Raw genomic sequence first — 23,107 nt, 5'->3', positions numbered from 1 at the left:
GTTGGATGATTGAAGGAAGCTGCTCCTAGTACGAGAGGACCGGAGTGGACGAACCGCTGGTGTTCGGGTTGTTATGCCAATAGCATTGCCCGGTAGCTACGTTCGGAATCGATAACCGCTGAAAGCATCTAAGCGGGAAGCGAGTCCTAAGATGAGTCATCCCTAGAGATTAAATCTCTTTAAAGAGCCGTTCGAGACTAGGACGTTGATAGGCAAGGTGTGTAAGCGTTGTGAGGCGTTGAGCTAACTTGTACTAATGACTCGTAAGGCTTAACCATACAACCCAGATGGGTTTTATGTAGCTAGGTGATACTTAGCGACAAAAGAATACGAACTTGATTTAAGTTGGTCATAAAATGCTTCTGCATTTATGACATACAGTACCTCCGTGTACTAAAACCCAATTATTTAGAATTATCTTGCGAATGTGAGATAACAGCTTTCGAAATTATTTACCTTTAGCTTTTTAAAAGCTGGAAGTAATAGCAAATTTGTCTGGAAACCATAGCATTGTGGCCCCACCTGATCCCATCCCGAACTCAGAAGTGAAACGCAATCGCGCCGATGGTAGTGTGGGGTCTCCCCATGTGAGAGTAGGTCATTTCCAGGCGCCTATTTTACTCGTAAAGAGTAGTATTTAAGCCCGCTACGATGTAGCGGGCTTTTTTACGTCTGTCATTTAGAAATGCACCGCAGCATTTCCAGTGTCTGCCCGCAAAAAACCTACTGATTAGAGTAAGCTTCATTTTTAATTTAATGTCTTATACCAATTGCATTAGCTAAGTTATCAATTCCGTCCACTCCCTTGAGCAGAGTTTCATCACGCGTTTAGGCTCTATGATGAAGTCATTCCAAGCTCTTGTGCATTGTTTGACGATGTCTTCATATCCATTAAAGCAACAATTGGCTAGCGTGTGTTGCCGAAGCCATTGCCAAACTTGTTCTATGGGATTCAACTCAGGAGAGTAAGGAGAAAGCCTTATGATGGTTAGATTACCAAATGCCACTTCCATTTGATGCCATGCCGCACCATCCATCACCACGACCGCATGTCGGCCTTGCTTTGTGGCCTGTGATATTAATTTCAAGTGTTCATGCATACATTCACTATTAGCAAATGGAGCAATGATGGCTTCTGTTTTGCCAGTTGCAGGACAGACTGCGCCAAATAAATATGCTGACTCAAACTGCTGTTGACGAACAGCCCGTGGGCGAGTGCCTTTGGTCGCCCAAAGCCGTGTAGTGGTGTTCTGTTGGCCAAATCTCGCTTCATTTTGGAACCACACATCAACGCGATCAAGTGGTTATCCAGTAGAAGCCTAGTTGATGCAATAATCGATAGATATTACTTTGCTAAAACTCAACGCCAAGCTCCATTTTTATAAAGGACGCTACATCTTGGGCGTTTATACGACCTCTTTTAACAGACAAACTCTACTGACCTTAAGCATGTCGGCAATAGCATAACGAGAATGGCCATCAGCAAAATGCGCTAATGATAGATAGCGCATTTTTTTACGTGCTACTTTTTCATTTTTTGCGAGTGATGCAAAATCAGGAAACTTCATAAGTTTTACGGTTTATTAATGGTGACTTATCAGATCATATCTCTAATGTAATTGGTATTATGTGTTTAAGTTGTTTGTTGGTGTATCCACCTAAGTACGTGCATGCCTACCCCCTATGTTGAGTAGATTATCGTTCCTCTGCAGCCTCAATATGTGTATTTACGGTCAACAGTACCGTCTAGCAGACTTTTCGTCAGTTTTTTTGTCTTGTTCAAGAGGTTTAGTCTGAAAACTCAAGAGTGGCTGAGAATGTTGCGCTACAAATTTTTCACCAGCTTGCTTACCTAGTTGATAATCTTGATTGAGATCGGATTCTCGACTTCCCAATAGTTTACTTTTTAATCCTTGCTCAGGAAATACCTGGATCACTTCTACTCCAAGTGGTGGCGATTCGATGAATTTTAGCGACTCTCGGTAAGCATGCTCGTGATGAACAAAATAATCGATAGCTTTTGGGCATTGGTTAGATGAGCATATCCATGATTTTAAGCGATTAACCCATGGGGTATGGGCTGAATACTCTTTTGGTAAAGTTCGCAATACAACTATCCTACGAGCGCCGCGTTTATAAGCTTCCTCTACAGGTAGAGGTGCTGAGAGCCCACCATCTACATGGAAGTCACCATCAAGTTTCACCCCTTTACGGTATAAATAGGGCAAAGCACTCGAAGCCTTTAGTAGAGTGAGCCAATTCTCTTGATTGGGACTGAAGAAGCTTGCCTGATAATTAGTGCTATTGGTCGTCGAAATGAGCAGTCGTCTCTGTTTTAATCGTTTAAAGCCGCATTCAGTATTTAATCTATGTGTTAAGGGACTCTTGAACGAACTATTTCCTACTTCCACTTGATTGAAGTACCAATCAAGATCGATGGTATTCTGTCCTTTTAAGGTTCGTCCAAGGTTAAAAAATTTGGGGTTGCGTGACAAATTTGCAATGGATGCTTGAGCAAAACCTGCTTGATGGGTGATATAGCTTGATAGGTTTTGCGCACCAGCAGACGTGCCAATCAGCAATTCAAACGGGTTAAAGTTCATTTCGAGCCAGCTATCTAAGATGCCTGCAGTAAATATTCCCCTTTGACCGCCGCCTTCTGCCACTAGCGCCGTCTGAGCAATGGACTGTGATGCTGAATAGTCTAGGTGATGTTTACAAGCATGATTAGACGATGATGCTCTGTATTGAATCGACGAAAAAGGAATTAATGACATGACTTAACCTGATAAAAGAGATTCCCCAGCGGAATGAGTTCAATCTATAGAATCGGATTCTACTTGTATAATTGATTAATTCAATCACTCAAATAGAGAAACTCTATAAGCTTTTGCTAAAGCAGTTATTATTTGCACTTTGTAGTAGAAAATATAATTTAGAAGCAAGGGATCCAATCTTGAATCCCTTGGTGAGAATGGAGGAGATAGATATAAGCAGAGGTGAACTCGATTCGTTTAATTTAATTCACTATGATTACTGACGAGCTTTATTTATCTTTGCTTTGAATTCGTTTTTGGTGGTTTCATCTGCTTGACTGTACCAAAAGTCAAGCATTGTACTAATGTTTTTCTGATCTTTCAAAGCTGGTGCCAATTCTACAATAGCTTCCTTTTCTGCTTGGGTTGAGCTTTGAGGCAGCGAGATAATAATACTTGTGGGAGCTAATGCCTTGATGGCGGCCGCTGCATTGGTTTGGTTATAGGCGAGTATTTCTTGACCATAGTTTCGCCCCAATTGAATACCCTCTTTACGTAAAGTATCTGTTTCGATATCAAGCTTATTACCTTCGCTGTCTTCGATAAAGACTTTAGGAGCCTGGTTAAAGCTGTCGGCTTGGTTGTTGGATTTTAAAGTGGGCAAGGATAAGCGGTAATCTGCATCCTTTGCTGTGAAACTGAGGATGATTGCTTCAGAGTTAAAACGTTTTTCTTGTCCTCGGTTTTTATATGCAGTGTGGTACTTGAAGACTATTTGATTGTTACCATTATCAAAATTAACTTTCGATTGGTTCGATGCCTCTTTACCATTGACCAACAATAACTCCGCTGAGTTTGGCAGTGTTAAGCTGACATCTGCAAGTGCTGGAGCCACAATCATGAGTGATATTAGAGCTGAAAGACTGGTGGTGAGAAAGGTGTTTTTCATCGAAAGATCCTAATGTGAATATATTACTTTTTCAATCTGCCTTTATAACACCTTTTACGGAATAAATGATGTACTCTTCTTTGTTTGCTAGTTTTAGTCGTGACTTATTGTCGTCGTGTAGTCTGGGAGGCGTTGAGAGCTACAATTCAATAACCATCAGTATGTTTAGATATTTATAACAGTTTTATAAGTTAGTTTTAGCTATAATCTTCGTTAGTTTTTTTCTCTTGGAGAGATATGTGCTCACTAAAATTATTATAACTCTACTTGTCATCTTAGTTGCCCTGTTTTACCTGCGTAAACCTACAGCCAGTGCAAAAACTCAAGGTGCCAGTCGACTCGGTAAAGAGATGATGTTCAAGTATGTGATTTATGGGTTCATTCTCATCTCTATGTTGGCTAGTGGTGGTTATTGGTATTGGAATTGGCAAGATGGAAACCAAGTGGTAAGTGTTACGATTGTATCGCCACTAGAGAAAAGCTCATTGTCCTATAAAGTGAGAAAAAAAGACATTTTAAGTCATGAAATCACAACGTTAGAGGGATTGAATATTCGTTTGTCGAGTCAAGAACGTGTCATTATTGCAACAATAGTTCAAGAATGATTCAGAACAGAGCCTAGGTTGCTCTGTTCAATCATCATTTATTAGGTAAAATGTTGTTACTTTAACCCTGCGCTTTGCTAAAGGTGTTTAGGCTAAGTGTTTTTTCAGGAGCTCATATGATAACTGCTTATGTTTATATCAACAGACAATTATGTATAAATGAATTAGATATTCAGGATGGAGTGCCTCCTGGAACATTGTGGCTAGATCTTTTCAAGCCTAGTGATGAAGAGAGAGAGTGGCTAAGTAAATATTCTGTTGAAGAAGTTCCCGATGAAGAGGATATCAATGAAATTGAAGCTTCGGCACGTTTTTATCAAAATAATGATGGTTTACACATAAATTCTTTATTTCCTCAGCGGGTCAGTCAAGATGTTCGTGGGGTAAACGTCTCTTTTAATTTAAGAAAAGATTTTCTGTTAACAATTAGAGAAGACGACGTAGGCTTGATCCGTTTACTTCGTAACTATCTTAGATTAGGACGTATTGAGGTTAATACCCCTCAAGTGCTATTTTTAGAATTATTTAAGTTAAAAGTGGACTACTTATCTGATCTTATTGAGGATATTTATACTGTTGTTGATGGGATCAGTGGCCAAGTTTTTGATAATGATAAATTGGATCAGGCATTCAAACTCATTACGTTACAAGAAGACTCAAACGGAAAAATACGTCTCAGTCTGTTAGATACTCAAAGATCACTGCGCTATATGCAACGATACTATCGTGGACAATTAACCGATGAGAACTTTAAAGACTTACGTGAAATGCTGTCAGATATTGAGTCTTTGATGCCTCACAGTCAGTTTATTTTCGACAAGTTGAACTTCCTTCTTGATGCCGCGATGGGTTTCAGTGGCTTACAACAAAATAAGATTATTAAAATATTTTCGGTTGCTGCTGTTATTTTTCTTCCGCCAACAGTAATTGCCAGTGCTTATGGGATGAATTTTGTCAATATGCCAGAGCTGGAGTGGCAGTTAGGTTACCCTATGGCCATTCTGATGATGATTGCGAGTGCTGCTGGCACCTATTTCTTCTTTAAACGGAAGGGATGGTTATAGTTTTTTTGAGGGCAGGCTTAAAATTTTGGCATTTTGTTTTTTAAACTCATTTGGGTTATTGATTATATCATTGAGGGTAATAAATTTATCGTTCATGATACTTATTGTAAGGTAACATCGGTGAAACGGATTCGAGCAGCGGGACATGAGTTGTTCCAAATGAAAATGCATTGAAATAAGTTGCTCCTTATTAGATTCGGGGCAATGTTCGATCGCTTCTTGACTCATTTTCTTTTGCAAAATCGCCAACTCTTCCGGATTATTTTCCGCCAACCATTTAAGACTATCGAAATTTGGTAGCTGAGTCATATGCTCTCCATCAATAGAAAGTGATAACTTTAAGCTAGTGAAGATTTCGCTATTGAGCAAGAAATTGATGTTAAAACTGGGCTGATTAAATCATTTGTTTAATAGCTTAGTATTTTTCGATTTAATATTCAGGGTTCTTATACTGAGATTAATGTAAATACAGTGGATTTACATCGGTAACAATTTAACTCTATATATCTACTTTACAATTGATTAACCTCTGTGCAAGCATATCTAGGTATTTTGAAATATAAGAAGCTCATAATGGATTTTATTGAAGTTTACCCAGATGCTATTCCTGCTGATCTGTGCGACCAGTTGATTGAATCCTTTGAAAAACATCAGGGAGTTACAGATGGTCGTACTGGCCATGGTGTGGATCTAACTAAGAAGGTTAGTCGTGATCTAACCTTAGACAGTTTTGAAGACCTTCTCCCTTTAAGAAATGAACTCTTGTCTCATACACTTAAATACTCTACAAATTATTTTAATAAGTATTCAATGGCTCTGATTGGTGCCGTTTCGGTGCAAGTGGCAAACGAAAAAGGGCTTGGGGTGACGTTAACTCCTGATAACTATCAGACACTTGGTGAGCCTAGAGCAGAGGCCTTAGTTAAGTACTTATATCGCAGTGGTACTATTAACGTCCAAAAATATCCTCAATCACTCGGCGGTTATCTTCATTGGCATTCAGAGCAATTCCCTCAAGCCGGTCATAATGAGGCGCTACACAGAGTTGTTCTGTATATGTTTTATTTGAATGATGTAGAGGAAGGAGGGGAGACCGAGTTTTTCTACCAAGATAGAAAACTCAAGCCCAAAAAAGGCACTATGGTGATCGCCCCTGCAGGCTTTACTCATTCTCATCGTGGCAATACGCCGCTTAGTGGCGATAAATATATTGCGACCTCTTGGGTGATGTTTAACCGAGCAGAACAGTTATACCAACCGATATAAGTGAAAAAGGCTTTAACCTTTGCAGGTTAAAGCCTTTTTAGTGGATAGCTATAAATTAGATTGGGATTGTGATGATGAACTTTGCACCTTCAAGCACTGAATCTTCAATTTCAAGTTTACCGCCATAGCTGGTCACTATCTCATGACATACGGCGAGGCCGATACCTTGTCCAGGTTTTTGGGTATCAGCTCTGACTCCACGTTGAATGATCTTTTGTTTAATGCTTTCATCGACACCTTGACCATCATCTTCAACAATAAGTACAAACTCTCCATGATCATTGTAGCTCGCGCTGACGTTGACCTGACTAATACAGAGTTTAAAGGCATTTTCCATCAGGTTACCGCATAGCTCCATCAGATCACCTTTGTCTCCCGGAAACACGTGCTCAATTGGAATATTTGCCTCAAATCTCACCTGCTTATCTCGATAGACTTTAAACAGCATCTGAGATAGTTTATTCACAAGAGGGGCTACGAGTGTGTGTTCCTGTTTTAATCCTTTTCGACCTAACATGGCGCGTTTTAGTTGATATTTAACCAGAAGATCCATTTGACTCACCTGTTCCATAATCTTCTCACTAGCACCATCTTTATCTAAGCTGGCATCATCAGTGATGGCATGTACAGCGGCAAGTCTTGTTTTTAAACTATGGGCAAGATCATTTATCGCATTTTGATATCTCTCTTGTTGAGCACTAGATTGTACTAAAAGTTGATTCAGGGCTTGAGTGATACCTTCAAGCTCAACAGGATAATCTTGTGACAGTGTTTTAGTTTTACCACTGCTGATACTTTCAAGTTCGGATCTCATGTGTACTAGTGGACGCATGCCCCAGTAACCTGCACTGATTAGCAGCACAAGGGCTAAGGCTAACACCATGGCTAATCTTATATAGGTTAGACGACTAAACTTGTCTATTTCGGCTTCAAGGTTTGCGGCATCTTTCATCACGAGTAAGTTGTATTTATTACCTGCAATCTCAACGGCCAAAAGATAGATAAAGTAGCCATTATCATCGGCCAGATTGAGGTAATAAGGGGGGGAGTCGTTGCGGATTTCGTTAAAGCGTTCACAGGTATCAAATAACCCCTTATCGACGGCTAATGATGAGGTCCATACTTGCTTAAATTCAGTATCACAACTCGCGATAACATAGCGTTCGGGGGTATTATTTTCATCAAGCCACTCACTGGTTTCTGGAATAAGATCATGTTCTTTAAGCTCCGCAGCGACTTTAGGGATCTCGGCTATCAGCTGGGCCGTTTCTTCGTTATAGCTATTTTGAGCATGTAAAATATTGATCATCCAAGCCAGACCAAAACCCACCAAGGCTATAATTGACAGGGAGGTGAGAAACATCCGGGTAAGCAGACGCTTCTTGGGTCTAAATGTTAACTGCATGGTAAGTTAAACTTGTAGCCCATACCGCGTATGGTGGCGATAGGATTGTCGAGTCCGCCACTGGTAAGCTTTTTTCTCAATCGGGAAACCATCACCTCTATAGTGTTAGGATCACCTTCTTTATCAGCGTAAACAACATCGAGTAGTCGCTGTTTAGCCACGACTTCATGACAATGGCGCATTAAATACTCGAGGATTTGATATTCAAATGCAGTGACTTCCATCACCTCATCATACAAGGTGAGTTGTTTTGCTGCGAGATCTAAACTAAGCGGGCCACTGGTGATCATGGGTTTAACGAAACCAGCACTTCGTCTAACTAATGCATCAAGTCTGGCCACGAGCTCCTCTTTTTGGAAAGGTTTAACTAAATAGTCGTCGGCTCCAGCATTTAAACCTTCTACTTTATCTTGCCAGTTTACTCGTGCGGTTAAAATTAATATTGGTGCTTTTAAGCCTTCATCTCGTAAGCTTTGAATTAAACTAATTCCATCTTGGTCTGGCAGACCTAAATCAATGATGGCAACATCAATGGGGTAATTGGTTGCCTGATAAAATCCCTCTTTGGCGGTTAATGCTACCTGAAGTTGATTGCCTAATTCACTTAACTGCACTTTGAGATGATGTGACAGGATAGGGTCATCTTCAACAACTAAAATTCTCATGATTTGATGCCTTTATAATTATTTCTGCTCAGTTTACTCACATATCAGGGATGTGCCAACTGTGTGGATATTGATCTGATAGATTATTTTACTCGAGGTTAACTTAACCAGAGCTGACTTATGTATTGAGGGGAATCCTATGGAGGCTATTTTGCATGTGGATCTAGCTTGAGTATGTAAGATAAACTGCTAGTTATGTAACCTTATATTGGTTAAAATGCCGCAATTTTGTTGCTGATAGGTAGGAATCGTTTTATGGGGTTGTTTAAAATAGCTGCACTGATCACATTAAGCATTTTTACATCGAGTGCTTTTGCAGCCGTTTTCACTTTCACTGCTATTCCAGATGAAAACGAGAGTCAACTTCGTACACGTTTCGAAAAAGTCGCTCTTTATCTTGAAAAAGAGTTAGGGGTGAAAGTTAACTATGTACCGGTTAAATCATATTCTGCGGCGGTGACTGCATTTAGAAACAATCAAGTTCAGCTTGCATGGTTTGGTGGCTTATCAGGGGTTCAGGCTCGCCGCTTAGTTCCGGGGTCTGATGCGATAGCTCAAGGCAATGAAGATCAGTTCTTTCAAAGCTATTTTATTGCACATCAATCGGCGCAAGTTTTGCCGTCTGATAACTTTCCAAATTTAAATGGCCTAACCTTTACTTTCGGTTCAAAAGGATCAACATCAGGCCGCTTAATGCCTCAGTTTTTTATTGAAAGAAACTTAGGAAAGAAATCTGAAAGTGTTTTCAAACGAATTGGTTTTTCAGGTGACCACAGCCGCACAATTACTCAGGTTGAGGCGGGTGCATATCAAGTCGGTGCAGTGAATTATAAAGTGTGGAAGACAGCGGTTAAAAATGGAACTGTTGATACGGATAAAGTGAAGGTTATCTGGCAGAGTCCGGCTTACCCTGATTATCAGTGGACGGTAAGAGCGGGGGTGGATGAGATATTTGGTGAAGGTTTTAAAAAGCGTTTAACTCAAACCTTGTTAAATATGGATGATCCCGACTTACTTAATAGCTTTGCAAGAACGTCATTTGTACCTGCTAACAACCTAGATTATGAGCCCATAGAAAGTGTGGCTAAAGCGATAGGACTCATCGACTAACCTATGGTTAATATTGATAGTCTTACGCTAAAGTATGCTGACAAGCAGGCAATTTGTCAGCTTTCTTTATCTATAAAGCAGGGTGAAAAGGTGGCGATCATTGGTCCATCAGGAGCGGGTAAATCGACTTTACTTTTTCACCTCTACTCTTTACTCAGAGATAATGCTGCCTTTTGCTCTCAAAAACAGGGGTTGGTTGATGGTTTAAGTACCTATCATAATGTGTATATGGGGGCGCTGTCTCGCCATCACTGGCTCTATAACTTGGTCAATTTAGTCACACCTTTTAGGATCCCCTTAGGTGAGATCGAAGCTTTATGCCTTGAGTTATCGCTTGAGGTCCCTATGACGAAGATGTTGGCGGAGCTCTCTGGTGGTCAGAGACAAAGAGTTGCCTTAGCACGAGCTTTATATCAAAGGCAAACCATCTTTATTGGTGATGAACCCTTTTCGGCCCTCGATCCCTTAATGGCTGAACAGCTGCTCGAATTGGTATTGGCTCGTCACTCGACGGTGATCATGGTGTTGCATGATAAATTTCAAGCTTTGACACATTTTGACCGTATTATAGGTCTACGAGAAGGGAAGTTGTGCCTTGATATCTCTCAAGATGAGCTGAGCTCGGAGTTGATAGAAGGTTTCTATTCTCACCATAGATTGCCTCATGTTTAAGCGATTGCCGTTCGTAGGCTATTGGCAAAGAATCACGTTAAGTTTGTGGATAATAGCCTCAGTGTGTTTCTATTTATCTGATACCGAGATTATCTCTCTTGATCCTTGGAGTGAACTGCAACGTATGGGATTGGGGCTTATAAGTCCTGATTTTTTTGCAACAGAATACCTGCTCGAAGCGTTGTGGCAAACCATTAGCTTTGCCTTACTGGGGGGCGTTATCGGTCTGTTGTGGGGCGCGCCTTTAGCGCTCATTTATACCCATCGCTTTATCGCTGCATTGTGTGCGGTAATACGTTCAATTCATGAGGTTTTTTGGGCGTTGTTATTTCTACAAGTATTTGGCTTATCCCCTATAACCGGTATTCTTGCGATTGCACTGCCTTATGGGGCGACTTTTGCTAGAGTATTTCATGACATATTGTTGCAGTCGCCAGTTACCACAGAGCAAACCTTACCCGCGCAGACCGATAAGATAAGTCGCTATTTTTATGGCCGAATTAGTCATGTGATTGTGCCAATAATTGCTTATATTCGGTATCGCTTCGAGTGTGCACTTAGAAGCAGTGCCGTATTGGGCTTTATTGGTATGCCTACTCTAGGATTTTACCTAGAAACCGCATTTAGGCAGGGGAATTACCATGAAGGAGCGGCGTTACTTATTTTGTTTATTGTGTTGATTGGTACAATATCATTTTGGTGCCGTTCAGGCTTAATCATTGTTTATGTTATCTGCGCTTTACTCACCCTTCCTAGCATTCCATCGGTAGATGGCATGCTGTTTTGGCGTTTTATTAGTCAAGACATCTTGCCGCTACCGCTGCAAAGTATAGAGGGTGTTTCCGAATTTGATTTAGCTCACGTTACTGAGCTACTGAGTTGGAGTCATAAGATATTAGTTGAACAAGCACTTCCTGGCGTAACGGTGACTTTACTGTTGGCATTGAGTGCACTCGGGGTGTCACATCTGCTGTCCGTTGTCGTATCTGGATTGGCATTTAAGCCATTAACAGGTGGTGTGTTTGCTGGTGTCATGAAGCTGTTCCTGCTGATATTAAGATCGATCCCTGAATATATCTTTGCTTTTATTTTTATGATGTTACTTGGTCCCTCTATGTTGCCAGCCATGTTAGCGCTAGGATTGCATAATGGCGCTCTTATCGCTTTTTTAACGTTAAGGCAGTCAGATACTGTTTCTGCTGCGCCAAGCTTCAATGGTCGCATAGATGGTTATTGTTACGATATTTTACCTAAAATATACCCTAACTTAATGGGGTTACTCTTTTACCGTTTTGAGGTGATACTTAGAGAAACCGCTATCTTTGGGATCTTAGGTGTCGCCACTTTAGGCTTTTATATAGACAGTGCTTTTTCAGAGATCCGTTACAGTACGGCACTATTTTTGATGGGGTGTACTGCGATGTTGAACATTGTTGTTGATTTGGTGAGCAGACGTATTCTGACAAAAAGCATTCGAGGGGATTTTTCTTGTAGGTAAAGGAAAAGTGAACGTCAATAACCACTATCAAGAACATTCACCTCTCGTGTACATTAAGCTAGTGGGTTAACTTTATTCCATTTAGCGATAATGCCATTACAACAAAATGAGGCGAACACAGTGAATAAAGTCACGCATGACATGATGGCACTCAATCTATACCAAGGTGCTTCCATTGCTATTCGCATCTGAACATAATCGTAACTACTGACTCCCCAGACCAATACCGCACTTACGGCTAAAACTATCTGAAGTAAGCGAGTGAGATTTATGTGTTTGAAGATAAGCAATAATGGTGTGGCAGCGTAAGCTGCGCAGATAAACATCTGTCCATAGCGCATAAAATGTGCCCCGAGAAGCAAATAAGCTAAGGTTATAATCGTTACACGCCACCACATAAAAGCATCCTATTACTAAATTTAGCCGTAGAATACGATATATCTTAAGATGTATTCTATCGGCTTGTTCACAGTTTATTAAGTTCACTTCATTTGTTGCTAATTTAGTGTTTCTTTTATGGCCAGCTTATCTTCATCTGATAGGTTACTATTTCTAATTATCTCGATAAAATGCGCTGCTTTCATCTTCATCTTCATCATCAATGCTAACGTCTCTATTATCCCAGCAACAAGAGATGGTGGCATTATCTTCCCGATGAGATAGGTGAACTCCCTCTTCAGCTACAGACTAACTTGTTGCGCTTTTTACAAGAGGGGGTGATTAGCCGTTTGGGACAAAACAGTGAGATAAAACTTGATGTTAGGGTGATTGCTGCAACCCATAGGGATCTACAATATGAAGTAGCAGAAGGGTGATTTAGAGAAGATCTCTATTATCGTCTCAATGTGGTACCAATACATATGCCTCCTTTACGTGAAAGGCAGGAAGACTAGGTAGGTTAGTGGACTATTTTTTAAAGCTACACACAAGCCAATATAATATCGATCTGTTAACACTCTCTGCCAGTACGATGAAGCAACTACTTGACTACTCTTGGCCTGGAAATGTCAGAGAACGGGCTAATCGTATAGAAGGTTTCGTATTACTCGGTGATGAATATGAGATGGTGGAGGAGCTAAGGGATTGTCCTACCCCTATAAATACCAATGAATTTTCTTTACCTGAATCAGGTATACAGTGGGAGACGTTTGAAAAGAGTTGTCTTGAACAATCGATGAGTAAACATCAAGGTAATCGAACCAAAGCTGCCAAATTTTTAGGACTAAGTTATAAAGCTTTCTTATATAGACTTGAAAAATATCAATTAGTCTAGTTGCCATTGAGTAAGCTGCGCCATAGTAGGTGTTGCCAGATTGTTGTTATTGTTATATGTTTCTGCGCGCTTAGGTCAAAAAGTTATTAAAAAAAACCTTCTATAGCTAAAATCCAGTCAATACTTAAACCACTAATGTGAATAGCTTATTCCTATTCTGTTTCTCAATACCCATGAAAAGACAATAACCACTTAACCAAAGAACTCATTGGTTATGAATTATTAGAGGTGCACGATGGATAGCAATGTATTAAGCAATATGAGGTTTAGGACTAAAATATTATCAGGATATGGATTGATACTGGCCTTGATGTTTCTTATCACGCTAGTCGTTTTCACCAGTGTTAAGTCTCTGACGTCCAATTTTGATTCAGTTAACCATACTCATAATGTATTGGATACAGCGTCAAAAATAGAAGCTGCAGCAGTCGATATGGAAACAGGGATGCGAGGATATTTGCTCGCAGGAAAACCTGATTTTTTAACCCCATATAATAATGGGGAGCAAACATTTAACAAATTAGTTACTGAGCTTAAAAATACCGTCTCTGATAATCCGGCTCAAGTAACTTTATTAAATGAGATATCCACCACAATTGGCGACTGGCAGGCTAATGTTACCGAGCCTGTTATTGCTTTAAGGGCTGAGATTGGTGATTCAAGTACCATGAACGATATGGCTGACTTGATTAAGCAAGCAAAAGGAAAACAGTACTTTGATAAATTCAGAGACCAGTTAGCAACATTTATTCAACGTGAGCGTGTTTTGATGGAGTCCCGTCAAACTACAGCCAGTAGAACACAAAATATTTATGAGCTAAGGGAGTTAACTGAAAGGGTTGAACATACCTTTAAAGTTATTGCAATGGCTCAAGCTATTGTTGCATCAGCTGTTGATATGGAAACGGGAATGAGGGGCTACCTGCTTGCCGGACATGATGATTTTCTCGACCCTTTTACACATGGTAAAACACGTTTCTATGAGTTGATTGATGAATTGTCAATTACGGTTTCCGATAACCCAGCGCAAGTCACTCTATTAAAGGAAAGCAAACTTACCATAGATGATTGGATAGGAAAGGTTGTTGATGGACAGATTGCGTTACGACACGAAATAGGTGATGCAAAAAATATGGACGATATGGCTGATCTTGTTGGTTTGGCAAAGGGGAAAGTCTATTTCGATAAGTTCAGAGAGCAGATAAAAACCTTCAAGAAAAGAGAAAGTACCTTAATGGATTCGAGAATGGTGTCTTTGGAGGGGACTGAATCTTTAGTTCTTAATTCGACCGTGTTTGGCACTTTATTTGCGATCATTATAGGGATCGCAACAGCACTGTGGTTAACAAAGAACATTATGAATATTCTTGGCGGTGAACCTAGCTATATCGGTGAGGTAATCAAGAAAATTGCCGATGGTGACTTGTCCCTAACCCTTGAAAGTAAAGGTGTTGACAGCGGTATTTTTGCAGACATAAAACGGATGAAGACATCGCTGAGAGCAAAGGTCAATCTGGCTGAACGTATTGCTGAGGGAGAGTTAGACCATACCGTTCAATTAGAGTCGGAACGTGATGCTTTAGGTATCGCGCTTAACAAAATGACAGATAATTTAAATGAAGTGTTAGGCCTCACACAAACAGCAAGTGATGAAATATCCCAAGGTAGTGCTAGCGTTTCATCAAGTAGTTCTGCCCTTTCTGATGGCGCATCAAGGCAATCGGTTAGTCTGGATAATATCGCCAGTTCTCTTAATGAATTAAGCACCCAAATTAATACTAATGCACAAAATGCTAGTCAAGCAAGCACCTTTGCTGGTCAAGCTCAGACTGCCGCGCAGGAAGGTAGCGAGAAGATGGAGGATATGATCATTGCAATGTCTGAAATTTCAGAGGCCAGTAAGAGCATTTCCGGCTTCATTAGTACCATTGATGAAATTGCTGCACAAACGAACCTTTTGGCCCTAAATGCAGCTATTGAAGCTGCTCGCGCTGGAGAGCAAGGTCGAGGTTTTGCTGTGGTCGCAGATGAAGTTCGTAGTTTGGCCGCTAGAAGTACGACTGCTGCTGAGGAAACGTCCAAGTTAATTGCGGGTTCTGTTGCTAAAACTGAAAATGGCAGCGCAATTGCCAATCAAACTGCAGAGAGCTTAAGAAGTATTTTTGAAACGGTAAGTAAGACCTCAGAAATCGTTTCTGAAATAGCGACAGCGAGTAATGAACAAGCTATTGGTGCAGAAACCATAAATCAGGGCGTTGTTGAAATAGACGGTGTGACTCAACAAAATAATGATACTGCACAGCAAAGTGCAGCTGCAGCAGTGCAGTTATCTCAACAGGCTGAACAGTTACAGCAAATGTTGTCGCGTTTTAAGTTGCGTAATGCATAAAGGTTTTACCCATAATAATGAATGGAAATTGAATGATGAATAGCCAAGCGACTATCTTAGCATCTTGTATCTATTGTTTGTGTTTACCGACGCAGGCTATCAAATTCAATATTTATGGTCAAGGGCATGTATCTGTCGATAGTGTTGATGATGGGAAAGACAGCAGTATATACCTTGCCAGTAACTCTTCACGTTTAGGGTTTAATGGTGAGCATCAACTCACTGGAGATTTGAAGGTTATTTTTCAATATGAGACGGGGGTCGACTTAACAGCCCAAGGAGAGAATGATGGCAATGGAGGAGCTGAATCATTAGGTCAAATATTCACTAAAGGACGCCCATCATATTTAGGTGTTGAAGGTAGCTTAGGCACAGCGTTAGCAGGTCACATGCCTTTTTTGGATCAATATGCTAATGACTATAATCTTTTTGCAGATCAAATAGGCGATCTCGGTAATTTATGGGAAGCAAATGGTATTCCAGGCAGAGCAGATAATGTGCTTTATTATAAAACCCCTGACTTCTCTGGTGTAGACGCTGCGGTAACCTATGTTCCTGAAGAAGGTGCAGATGACGCTGATTACTACTTACTGAAGGGTAATTATGTTAACAAAAATATGAAATTAGGTGTGATGTACACCAGTATTGGACAAGGTGATATTGCTGAAAAAAATCATACCGCAGCCGCTGTGACTTTAGGTTATTTATTCGGAAGGTTTAGTGTTGGCGGTGGATATCAAACTGAGATGGATATTGGCGGAATTAGTCGCAATGATAGAGATAGCTACACGATCGGAGCTAGCATGAACATTGGCGATAAGGGTAAAGTAAAAGCCCAATTTGCTGTGAGTTCAGGCGAAGGTGAATCTAACGATGCTACCCAAATTGCCGTTGGATATGACTATAGTATTGATGAGCAAACAACTATTTATATTGCATATGCCAATATGAATAATGATAAGAATGTTAATTTTAGTGTTAATGGTAAAGGTCATGGAGATAAAGTTGTTCCGCTTATGGGCAATGACCCACATGCTATTTCACTTGGCATTGTATATTCATTCTCATATGCGGTAGTCAAATAAGCAGAAATAGAGCCACCTAAAGAGTGCTATAAACTTAGTGATGGTTGCTCGGCTTAGGTTAAGTCGTTTCCTGTTTTATTAGGGTTTATATAAAAATGTTAGCACTGGTAGCTGACATTTTTTATATCTACTTAGTTATTCCTAGGTTGTAGACGGGGAAAAATAGCTTTCTTTCAGTGCTAAAAGTATAAGGTCACCTAAGTTTCACACGTATTTGGATTGGTATTAATTTGAATTTAGATCATAATATCTGTCTGTAAAATGAAACAAATTTTGGAGTGCGGCTTGTGAAGGGACAAATTTTACGTGAGATGAAAGTGCAACAAGCAATAGAAGCTGAATATGAAGTTGAAAGACGAGTTGCATTTATAAAGCTAAAATTAAAAGAATCGCACACCCAAACATTAGTGCTTGGGATTAGCGGTGGTGTTGACTCATCTCTAGCTGGAAAACTATGTCAATTGGCTGTTGATGAGTTAAATTCTGAGGCTGACTCGAAGTGTTATCACTTTATCGCTGTACGTTTACCTTATCATGTCCAAAAAGATGAAGCTGAAGCACAGCTAGCTTGTCAATTTATAAGTCCTTCAAAGCAAGTCACAGTGAATATCCATGGTGGGGTTACTGGGATCCATAGTGAAACCATCAAGGGTTTAGCATCTGCTGGCATTAATGTTTCAGATAGTTCAAAACTCGACTTTATAAAAGGCAACGTAAAAGCGAGAATGCGTATGATTGCACAATATGAAATTGCCGGTTTAACAGGGGGACTTGTAGTCGGGACAGATCATAGTGCCGAGAATATTACTGGTTTTTATACTAAGTGGGGAGATGGGGCTTGCGATTTAGCCCCTTTGTTTGGTTTAAATAAACGGCAAGTTCGCCAGTTAGCTGCACACCTAGGTGCACCAATAGTGTTAGTTCAGAAAGCCCCCACAGCGGATCTAGAAGAGGATAAACCTCAGTTAGAAGATGAAGTTGCATTAGGGTTGACCTATGATCAAATTGATGACTTCCTAGAGGGGAAAGTGGTGGACACTTATGTGGATGATAAACTGATTGGGATATACAAGGCTACTCAGCATAAACGTAAGTCGATACCGACCATTTATGACTGATGTAACCTGTTACTATATAAATATCAGGCGCATAGTGCGCCTTTTTAACTGCTTATTTCTGTAGATAAAATGTAAGAGTGACTTGCGATTAATAGGCGTGTTTCTGCGATTAATTGGTTAGGATATTGCCGGTAATCTAAGTAAGGGGTTATCAGCGTAGATTGGTTATTAAAAGATAGCTTTTTCTTGTCATCGATAATAGCGAAAGATGGAGGGTCCATTTTATTCGACAGTTGTTCAGAAACAACAGCACCGACAAGAAAGTGCCAGACACGCTTGTGAGTCCCTCCGATAAAGACTTGGTTTTCACCTATCATTATTCGTTCGTTCTGTTTGAGGAGTTGTGTGTCACGATAGTGTTTCCAGTTGCTATTTGGAGCGCAAATTTTGGCCATAATAGTCAAGATTTTACGCCAATGGTTTCCATTTAATTCGATCAGTTTAGCTACTGCGTCTTGCTGACTAAAATGCCAACCATTAGGTAACACAGGTTCATTCGGAAGATAGAAACAATATTTCGGATTCGCGGAGCCTAAGTTCATTGTGTTAGTGTTAATTCCTTATGATGCGTTCATTTAATCATCAGTAATCAGTAAGAAGATTTTTTCTGATTAAAGCTCTGACTTCTATTGACGCTTGATCTCTTGGATAAATAAATCAAATATTAACATTGTTCGATAACTGAGGTTTAGTTACTACGACCTTATTTCGGCCTTGGTTTTTAGCTTGATATAAGTTTAAATCTGCTTGTCTAAACCACTCTTCCAGACATTTACTGTAATTGGCATGGGCCATAATAGCCCCGATACTGACTGTCATCATGATGTCTGTTTCTTCGTGGGGAGGGTGTATGATGAGTTCTTTTACTTGTATTCTAAATTCATTTAAATGATCTTCAACCGTATCGGGATTTGTCATAGGTAAAATGATTAGGAACTCTTCTCCGCCATATCTTGCTATCACATCACTGTCTCGTTTGAAAAAGAGTCGCATACAGTTTGCTATCATCCGCAGACATTCATCGCCTCCCAGATGACCGAAAGTATCATTAATCGCTTTAAAGTTATCAATATCCAAAATCGCAACAACCATGACCTCATTACTTCTGAGGCATAGATTGTGTGTAGTATTAAACATATTTTCAGCGCTTCGGCGATTATAGAGTTTAGTTAAATCATCTTTTTCAGCTAGAGATTGCAACTTTACATTAGCTTTCTCTAACTCAAAAGTGCGAATCGCAACTTTCTCTTCTAATTCCAGTTGGTAACCAATCAGTTCTTGTTTTCTCTTCTTAATACTCTGGTACAAGGTAAGAAACTCTTGAGGTGACTCTTCATCTATATGGAAATCCACGGCCTTTTTAAGACCTTTATCTGCAAATTTATTCGCTATAACGGTTAAGGGTTCAGTTAATCTGGTACTGATCACTCTGGTGACTATGACTGTGATGATTAGAGAGAGTAACAGAACTGCAAAAGTGGTGAGATACTGGGTTTCTAAGAGCTGTAATAAAGGGAAGAATGGAGTAACTATATAAAGTTTCCAACCGTTATTGAGCTGGTAGTTGGTGTAAACAAATTCAGGATTAGGATTTTCAAGATCATAGAGGTTGATAAGCTGCAATGAGGTCTTGTATTTTTGACCGCTTTTAACGGAGTTAAATGTAGATAGCACTGGTAATGCTAACTCCTCCGATGCGTATATGATACGGTCATTTTCATCGATTAAAATCATAGATTGAAGTTCATAAACAAGACTATTTTGTTCTATATCGATAAAGCGGTTTAAATTTAATGAACCCTCGATAATACCAATCGGTTGCTCTGAAATGCCATCATGATAGATGGGGGCGCTTATCGCCACAATGGGATCTGCACCAAACCCTCTTCCCCAAAACACTGGAGATACATAGGTCATCTCTTTATTAAAGGCTTGTTGAAAGTAATGACGGTCTTTGACAGAGATACTTTTATTTTTGACTCGTTCAAAACCGAGTTGTTCAATGGGGGCGGCAGCGATAATCCTAGCTTCTTCATCAGTGACCAACATGGTGATAAAGCCTGAATAACTTTGATGTAATCTGGTAAGCCTTGCCTGCCATCCTTGAACATCAGTTTGAGATAGACTAAGCCAACGAGAGGCATTATCAATAGCTTTCTTGTGAGTTTCTAGAAATGCTTCGGTTGCTTGGCCTAAGTGTATGGCTGAGTCATGTAAGTTTTGTTTAAGGCTTGCTTGTTGATTTAGAATCACCTGGTGATTAAAAATTAAGGCCGAACTAAGCAAAGAGATCGTGAGTACTAAGGTGAAGCTATAGGTTATTTGGGCATTAAAGGTGCGTCTTTTTTTATCTCTTACTTTGCCTTTTAGATGCCAAAACCCTGAGAATATTATCACTGCCAGCGAACCTAGGGCCGCACAAATAAAGCCATTTATTCCTTGTTTTAGCGTGATAAATGAGATATGGCTTTGTGGCAGTTCTGAGAATATTGTTGCGTAAAAGTAAAACAGTGGCATTCCTAAAAGTAGCCAATATCCGATATCGGCATAGAGAGCATAGATATCCTTTTTGCGGGCGAATCCAAGCCAAAGTGCTTCGAGGCAAAAGAAAATAAATGCATGGGGGCTAGCCCAAGTGATAATGAGTCCAATGGAAGAGATAGCCGCACAGAGAAGGGCGTACCAAGGGCCTAACAAGATAGCGATAATGACAAAAAATAGATTCCCTAACACCAATTGGACATTACCAAAGAGTGGAATAGGATAGAGGTTTACGGCAAAACCAATTATGCCTAATAAGACTGAAAGTTTTAAATGTCGTTGGTTTATCTTGAGCATTTAAGCCTTATTTTATCACTTATGATGCTAAATATAGATACTCATGGCCAGAAGCAATAACCTTGTATAAGTGTAACAAATTCTAATGCAAAATTGAATGCATGTAATTTAAGTTATCGATGGGTGTTAATGATAACCGGTAATACTTAGATCATGACAGCAGGCCTTAATGACTGTTTAGCTCACGGGAGTTCTGATGATTTGACATGGGGTTATCGTAAGGTAGGAAGTAAAGGAATACACGAGGTATTAATACAGACTTTGGTTGCAGTATTTTGTATATGATTAAGTTGCAGATAGCAAAAAGCCGCCAATCTTGCGATTAGCGGCTTTTCTATATTTGGTCGGGATAGCAGGATTTGAACCTGCGATCTCTTGTCCCCCAGACAAGCGCCTTACCGGACTAGGCCATATCCCGATGTTTGTCATACAAGGACTAGCCTTGTTTAACGAAGCCGAACTTTATCAATTTGCTGTGGTTTGTGCAAGTAGTTAGTCGTTAAGCCTTTTCAATTGCTTAATTTATATGCTTTTTTATGCAAAGTGAGGGCAAATAACTAAGACGCCTCATTAATAGAGGCGTCTAATTGTTAATGATTGTAGAGACGTCGACCTTCACGCATCACTTCAATAAGTTCGGGGGCGCTCATTTTTTTACGTAATCTGTGTTCATAATTCTCATCATAAATACGGTATTGACCATGACGATCAATAACCGTTATTTCAGCGTCTTGATAAATTCCAAATATAAGGTTATCACCCACATAGATCCAAGACTCGCTATCTGGCTGGAGTAAGCTGCGACCAGCGCTATAATCAGTTGGTGCATTGGTACAACCGAGTACTTGGCTCAATAACGTTGGGGCAATACCATAGTGACTGGTTCGATAATTAACGTCCTTTGCTGGCACTTTTCCTGGCCAGTGAATGATTAAAGGTACATGCACATTGCCAGGTGACATATTGCTACGAACCTCATGGGGATTACTGGTAAACAGTTTTCCACTCACCCCCGTGATGATGACTAAGGTGTCTTGAGGCAAACTTTTTATTAGCTTACTGAGCTCCTGATCAATAAAGTTCAATGACTGGCGGTATTGATTGAATAATACTCGTTCTGCTGATTTTAATATTTTCTTAGGGCGTACGGTTTCAATGCCTAGAAAGCCAACGGGTGTGTCATAACTCTCTGGTGAACGTAAATTTATTAAGCTAAACCAAGGCGTTTGGGTTTTAGTTACCCATTGTTCGAAGTTAGCAATTGACTCTTTGTCAGCCATGGCATGACTGTTTTCTACATGGGTAATGTAATGCTTGAGTCCTTTGAAGATAGCTTTAGGTTTTAGCACTACATCGTCGGTAGCAAATACGGCTGTTTGGTAGTTCTGTTGTTTGAGGATCTGGGTTAGCAATGGCGCTGTATTTGCTAATGTCATATCATTGATGTAACTACCTTGGAGACCATACATAATAGAAAATAAGCCACTGGTAAATTGGGTTCCTCCACTGAGGTGCTGATGAAAGTCTAAGTTTTCCTTAGCATATTGACTGAGAAAGGGCATGGTACTTTCATCCAACATATCAGCTCTTAAACTGTCTATGGTGATTAAGAGTATGTTGGGTTGAGCTTCACTAATACATTGCAGTGGTTTGATTGGGTAACTGATGTTGCTTTTAGGATTTGAGTTACGACTCTTGCTATTTTCACTTTCTATGCCGTGACTTTCCATAAACGAACGAGCTGTAGCTGGGTATGAAAGTGGGTAAGCATCGTCTAGGCGAGTGATCTCTTTGATTGACACTGCGTCGGCCCAGATATGAATGAGATGACTACTGATAAAACAGACACCAACGAAAGCAACCACCTTATTGCCACACTTAGCTTTATGAATTTTTTCTATTCGTTTCCACAGAAAATTAGCCGCTAATAGTTCAATGATTATGATGCACAGTGGGGTAACGATGTAGGAGGTACCATGCAATAAAGCATTGAGGTCGGCCCAAGCTAAATCGAATACAAATGGGCTTAAGTGTAAGCCGTAATCATCATAAATAATGGTGTCATATAATAAGAGACACAGACAAAGTGTCGCTACAGAGGCTGCATATCCTCGTAATATTTTAGAGTAAGGCAGGAGTAAAGTAACGGGGAAAATCAGTACTAGATACACGATAAAAGCTAAAAAGCTAAAATGGCCGATTGTGCTAATTGCTAAGTATGCCCACCCAAGCCAACTTTCAGGGTACCCCACGGTATCCAGATAGCGAAAACCCACGATCATGGCAAGAAAGCCGTTGAAGAAGGCAAACCAATGCCCCCAACTTATTAGGCGTGATACACGATCACGTCCCATCTCTTTTTTACGCTCGACCATATGGCTCCGCTTACTGAATTAGGTATAGGTGCATCTTAA

21 protein-coding genes, 1 tRNA gene, 2 rRNA genes and 1 pseudogene (1 of these 25 only partly in view) are annotated in these 23,107 nt (G+C 40.1%); 13 read left to right on the top strand and 12 right to left on the bottom strand.

Annotated features, from left to right (window positions below; translation table 11 throughout):
* Together HWQ47_RS15520 and rrf are read left to right on the top strand one after the other, a co-directional pair.
* Positions 1-278: ribosomal RNA gene (locus tag HWQ47_RS15520) — 23S ribosomal RNA — on the top strand; it begins 2,636 nt to the left of the window's first position.
* A gap of 216 nt (positions 279-494) precedes the next feature.
* Positions 495-610 (top strand): 5S ribosomal RNA (rrf, locus tag HWQ47_RS15515).
* Positions 611-779: 169 nt separating this feature from the next.
* On the opposite strand, the pseudogene HWQ47_RS15510 reads toward rrf, so the two are convergent.
* The 3 genes and pseudogenes from HWQ47_RS15510 to HWQ47_RS15500 all read right to left on the bottom strand — a co-directional run bounded on the left by HWQ47_RS15510 (position 780) and on the right by HWQ47_RS15500 (position 3,705).
* A pseudogene (locus tag HWQ47_RS15510) lies at positions 780-1,568 on the bottom strand (IS630 family transposase).
* A gap of 165 nt (positions 1,569-1,733) precedes the next feature.
* Positions 1,734-2,777, bottom strand: coding sequence for a patatin-like phospholipase family protein (locus HWQ47_RS15505; RefSeq protein WP_269966976.1), 1,044 nt, complete (start codon positions 2,775-2,777; stop codon positions 1,734-1,736).
* Positions 2,778-3,033: 256 nt separating this feature from the next.
* Positions 3,034-3,705 (bottom strand): YccT family protein, encoded by a 672-nt coding sequence (locus HWQ47_RS15500; protein ID WP_269966975.1) that lies wholly within the window; start codon positions 3,703-3,705, stop codon positions 3,034-3,036.
* A 239-nt stretch (positions 3,706-3,944) separates the two neighbouring features.
* Here HWQ47_RS15500 and HWQ47_RS15495 point away from each other — a divergent pair, with 239 nt between their 5' ends.
* Positions 3,945-4,310, top strand: a complete 366-nt coding sequence (locus tag HWQ47_RS15495) for a hypothetical protein (protein ID WP_269966974.1) — start codon at positions 3,945-3,947, stop codon at positions 4,308-4,310.
* 116 nt (positions 4,311-4,426) lie between these two features.
* Entirely contained in the window at positions 4,427-5,374 is a 948-nt protein-coding gene (gene corA, locus HWQ47_RS15490) for a magnesium/cobalt transporter CorA (RefSeq protein ID WP_269966973.1), read from the top strand.
* Here the strand turns inward: corA and HWQ47_RS15485 are convergent.
* Entirely contained in the window at positions 5,369-5,683 is a 315-nt protein-coding gene (locus HWQ47_RS15485; RefSeq protein ID WP_269966972.1) for a DUF3135 domain-containing protein, read from the bottom strand. The two genes, corA and HWQ47_RS15485, sit on opposite strands and share 6 nt — an antisense overlap.
* A 264-nt stretch (positions 5,684-5,947) precedes the next feature.
* Here HWQ47_RS15485 and HWQ47_RS15480 point away from each other — a divergent pair, with 264 nt between their 5' ends.
* Positions 5,948-6,640, top strand: coding sequence for a 2OG-Fe(II) oxygenase family protein (locus HWQ47_RS15480; RefSeq protein ID WP_269966971.1), 693 nt, complete (start codon positions 5,948-5,950; stop codon positions 6,638-6,640).
* Between the two features lie 55 nt (positions 6,641-6,695).
* Here HWQ47_RS15480 and HWQ47_RS15475 read toward each other — a convergent pair whose 3' ends face one another.
* Complete coding sequence (locus tag HWQ47_RS15475) at positions 6,696-8,045, bottom strand: ATP-binding protein (protein WP_269966970.1); 1,350 nt, start codon at positions 8,043-8,045, stop codon at positions 6,696-6,698.
* Positions 8,036-8,710, bottom strand: a complete 675-nt coding sequence (locus HWQ47_RS15470) for a response regulator (protein WP_269966969.1) — start codon at positions 8,708-8,710, stop codon at positions 8,036-8,038. Before HWQ47_RS15470 ends, HWQ47_RS15475 begins: the two co-directional genes overlap by 10 nt.
* A 255-nt stretch (positions 8,711-8,965) precedes the next feature.
* On the opposite strand from HWQ47_RS15470, the gene HWQ47_RS15465 reads away from it, so the two are divergent.
* From HWQ47_RS15465 to HWQ47_RS15455, 3 genes are read left to right on the top strand one after another with little or no spacing between them, the layout of a single operon-like run.
* On the top strand, positions 8,966-9,820 hold the full coding sequence (locus tag HWQ47_RS15465) for a putative selenate ABC transporter substrate-binding protein (RefSeq protein WP_269966968.1): 855 nt from the start codon (positions 8,966-8,968) through the stop codon (positions 9,818-9,820).
* 3 nt (positions 9,821-9,823) lie between these two features.
* Positions 9,824-10,492, top strand: coding sequence for an ATP-binding cassette domain-containing protein (locus tag HWQ47_RS15460; protein WP_269966967.1), 669 nt, complete (start codon positions 9,824-9,826; stop codon positions 10,490-10,492).
* The gene (locus tag HWQ47_RS15455; protein WP_269966966.1) at positions 10,485-11,990 is read left to right on the top strand and encodes a PhnE/PtxC family ABC transporter permease; all 1,506 of its coding nucleotides are present in this window, start codon (positions 10,485-10,487) and stop codon (positions 11,988-11,990) included. Before HWQ47_RS15460 ends, HWQ47_RS15455 begins: the two co-directional genes overlap by 8 nt.
* Before the next feature lie 53 nt (positions 11,991-12,043).
* Here HWQ47_RS15455 and HWQ47_RS15450 read toward each other — a convergent pair whose 3' ends face one another.
* On the bottom strand, positions 12,044-12,388 hold the full coding sequence (locus HWQ47_RS15450) for a hypothetical protein (protein ID WP_269966965.1): 345 nt from the start codon (positions 12,386-12,388) through the stop codon (positions 12,044-12,046).
* 99 nt (positions 12,389-12,487) lie between these two features.
* Positions 12,488-12,634, bottom strand: coding sequence for a hypothetical protein (locus tag HWQ47_RS15445; RefSeq protein WP_269971882.1), 147 nt, complete (start codon positions 12,632-12,634; stop codon positions 12,488-12,490).
* A gap of 48 nt (positions 12,635-12,682) precedes the next feature.
* On the opposite strand from HWQ47_RS15445, the gene HWQ47_RS27985 reads away from it, so the two are divergent.
* The 5 genes from HWQ47_RS27985 to nadE all read left to right on the top strand — a co-directional run bounded on the left by HWQ47_RS27985 (position 12,683) and on the right by nadE (position 17,855).
* Positions 12,683-12,805: a sigma 54-interacting transcriptional regulator gene (locus HWQ47_RS27985; protein ID WP_333481908.1), complete on the top strand. Its 123-nt coding sequence runs from the start codon at positions 12,683-12,685 to the stop codon at positions 12,803-12,805.
* A gap of 86 nt (positions 12,806-12,891) precedes the next feature.
* Positions 12,892-13,263, top strand: a complete 372-nt coding sequence (locus tag HWQ47_RS27980; protein ID WP_326515497.1) for a helix-turn-helix domain-containing protein — start codon at positions 12,892-12,894, stop codon at positions 13,261-13,263.
* 235 nt (positions 13,264-13,498) lie between these two features.
* Complete coding sequence (locus HWQ47_RS15435; RefSeq protein WP_269966964.1) at positions 13,499-15,652, top strand: CHASE3 domain-containing protein; 2,154 nt, start codon at positions 13,499-13,501, stop codon at positions 15,650-15,652.
* A 32-nt stretch (positions 15,653-15,684) separates the two neighbouring features.
* Positions 15,685-16,737 carry a porin gene (locus tag HWQ47_RS15430; protein ID WP_269966963.1) on the top strand — a complete coding sequence of 351 codons (1,053 nt, stop codon included), beginning with the start codon at positions 15,685-15,687 and terminating at the stop codon, positions 16,735-16,737.
* 287 nt (positions 16,738-17,024) lie between these two features.
* Positions 17,025-17,855 (top strand): ammonia-dependent NAD(+) synthetase, encoded by an 831-nt coding sequence (nadE, locus tag HWQ47_RS15425; RefSeq protein ID WP_269966962.1) that lies wholly within the window; start codon positions 17,025-17,027, stop codon positions 17,853-17,855.
* A 44-nt stretch (positions 17,856-17,899) separates the two neighbouring features.
* Here nadE and HWQ47_RS15420 read toward each other — a convergent pair whose 3' ends face one another.
* The 4 genes from HWQ47_RS15420 to HWQ47_RS15405 form a co-directional block, all read right to left on the bottom strand.
* Positions 17,900-18,397 (bottom strand): DUF6942 family protein, encoded by a 498-nt coding sequence (locus tag HWQ47_RS15420; protein WP_269966961.1) that lies wholly within the window; start codon positions 18,395-18,397, stop codon positions 17,900-17,902.
* 115 nt (positions 18,398-18,512) lie between these two features.
* Positions 18,513-20,693 (bottom strand): diguanylate cyclase, encoded by a 2,181-nt coding sequence (locus HWQ47_RS15415; RefSeq protein WP_269966960.1) that lies wholly within the window; start codon positions 20,691-20,693, stop codon positions 18,513-18,515.
* 341 nt (positions 20,694-21,034) lie between these two features.
* A tRNA-Pro gene (locus tag HWQ47_RS15410) sits at positions 21,035-21,111 on the bottom strand.
* 172 nt (positions 21,112-21,283) lie between these two features.
* Positions 21,284-23,068, bottom strand: a complete 1,785-nt coding sequence (locus HWQ47_RS15405; protein ID WP_269966959.1) for a DUF3413 domain-containing protein — start codon at positions 23,066-23,068, stop codon at positions 21,284-21,286.
* Between the last annotated feature and the right edge of the window lie 39 nt (positions 23,069-23,107).

Source organism: Shewanella sp. MTB7, from assembly GCF_027571385.1.
GTDB lineage: Bacteria > Pseudomonadota > Gammaproteobacteria > Enterobacterales > Shewanellaceae > Shewanella.
The sequence above is the reverse complement of the archived record's forward strand: the minus strand, read 5'-3'. Positions and strand labels throughout refer to the sequence as shown.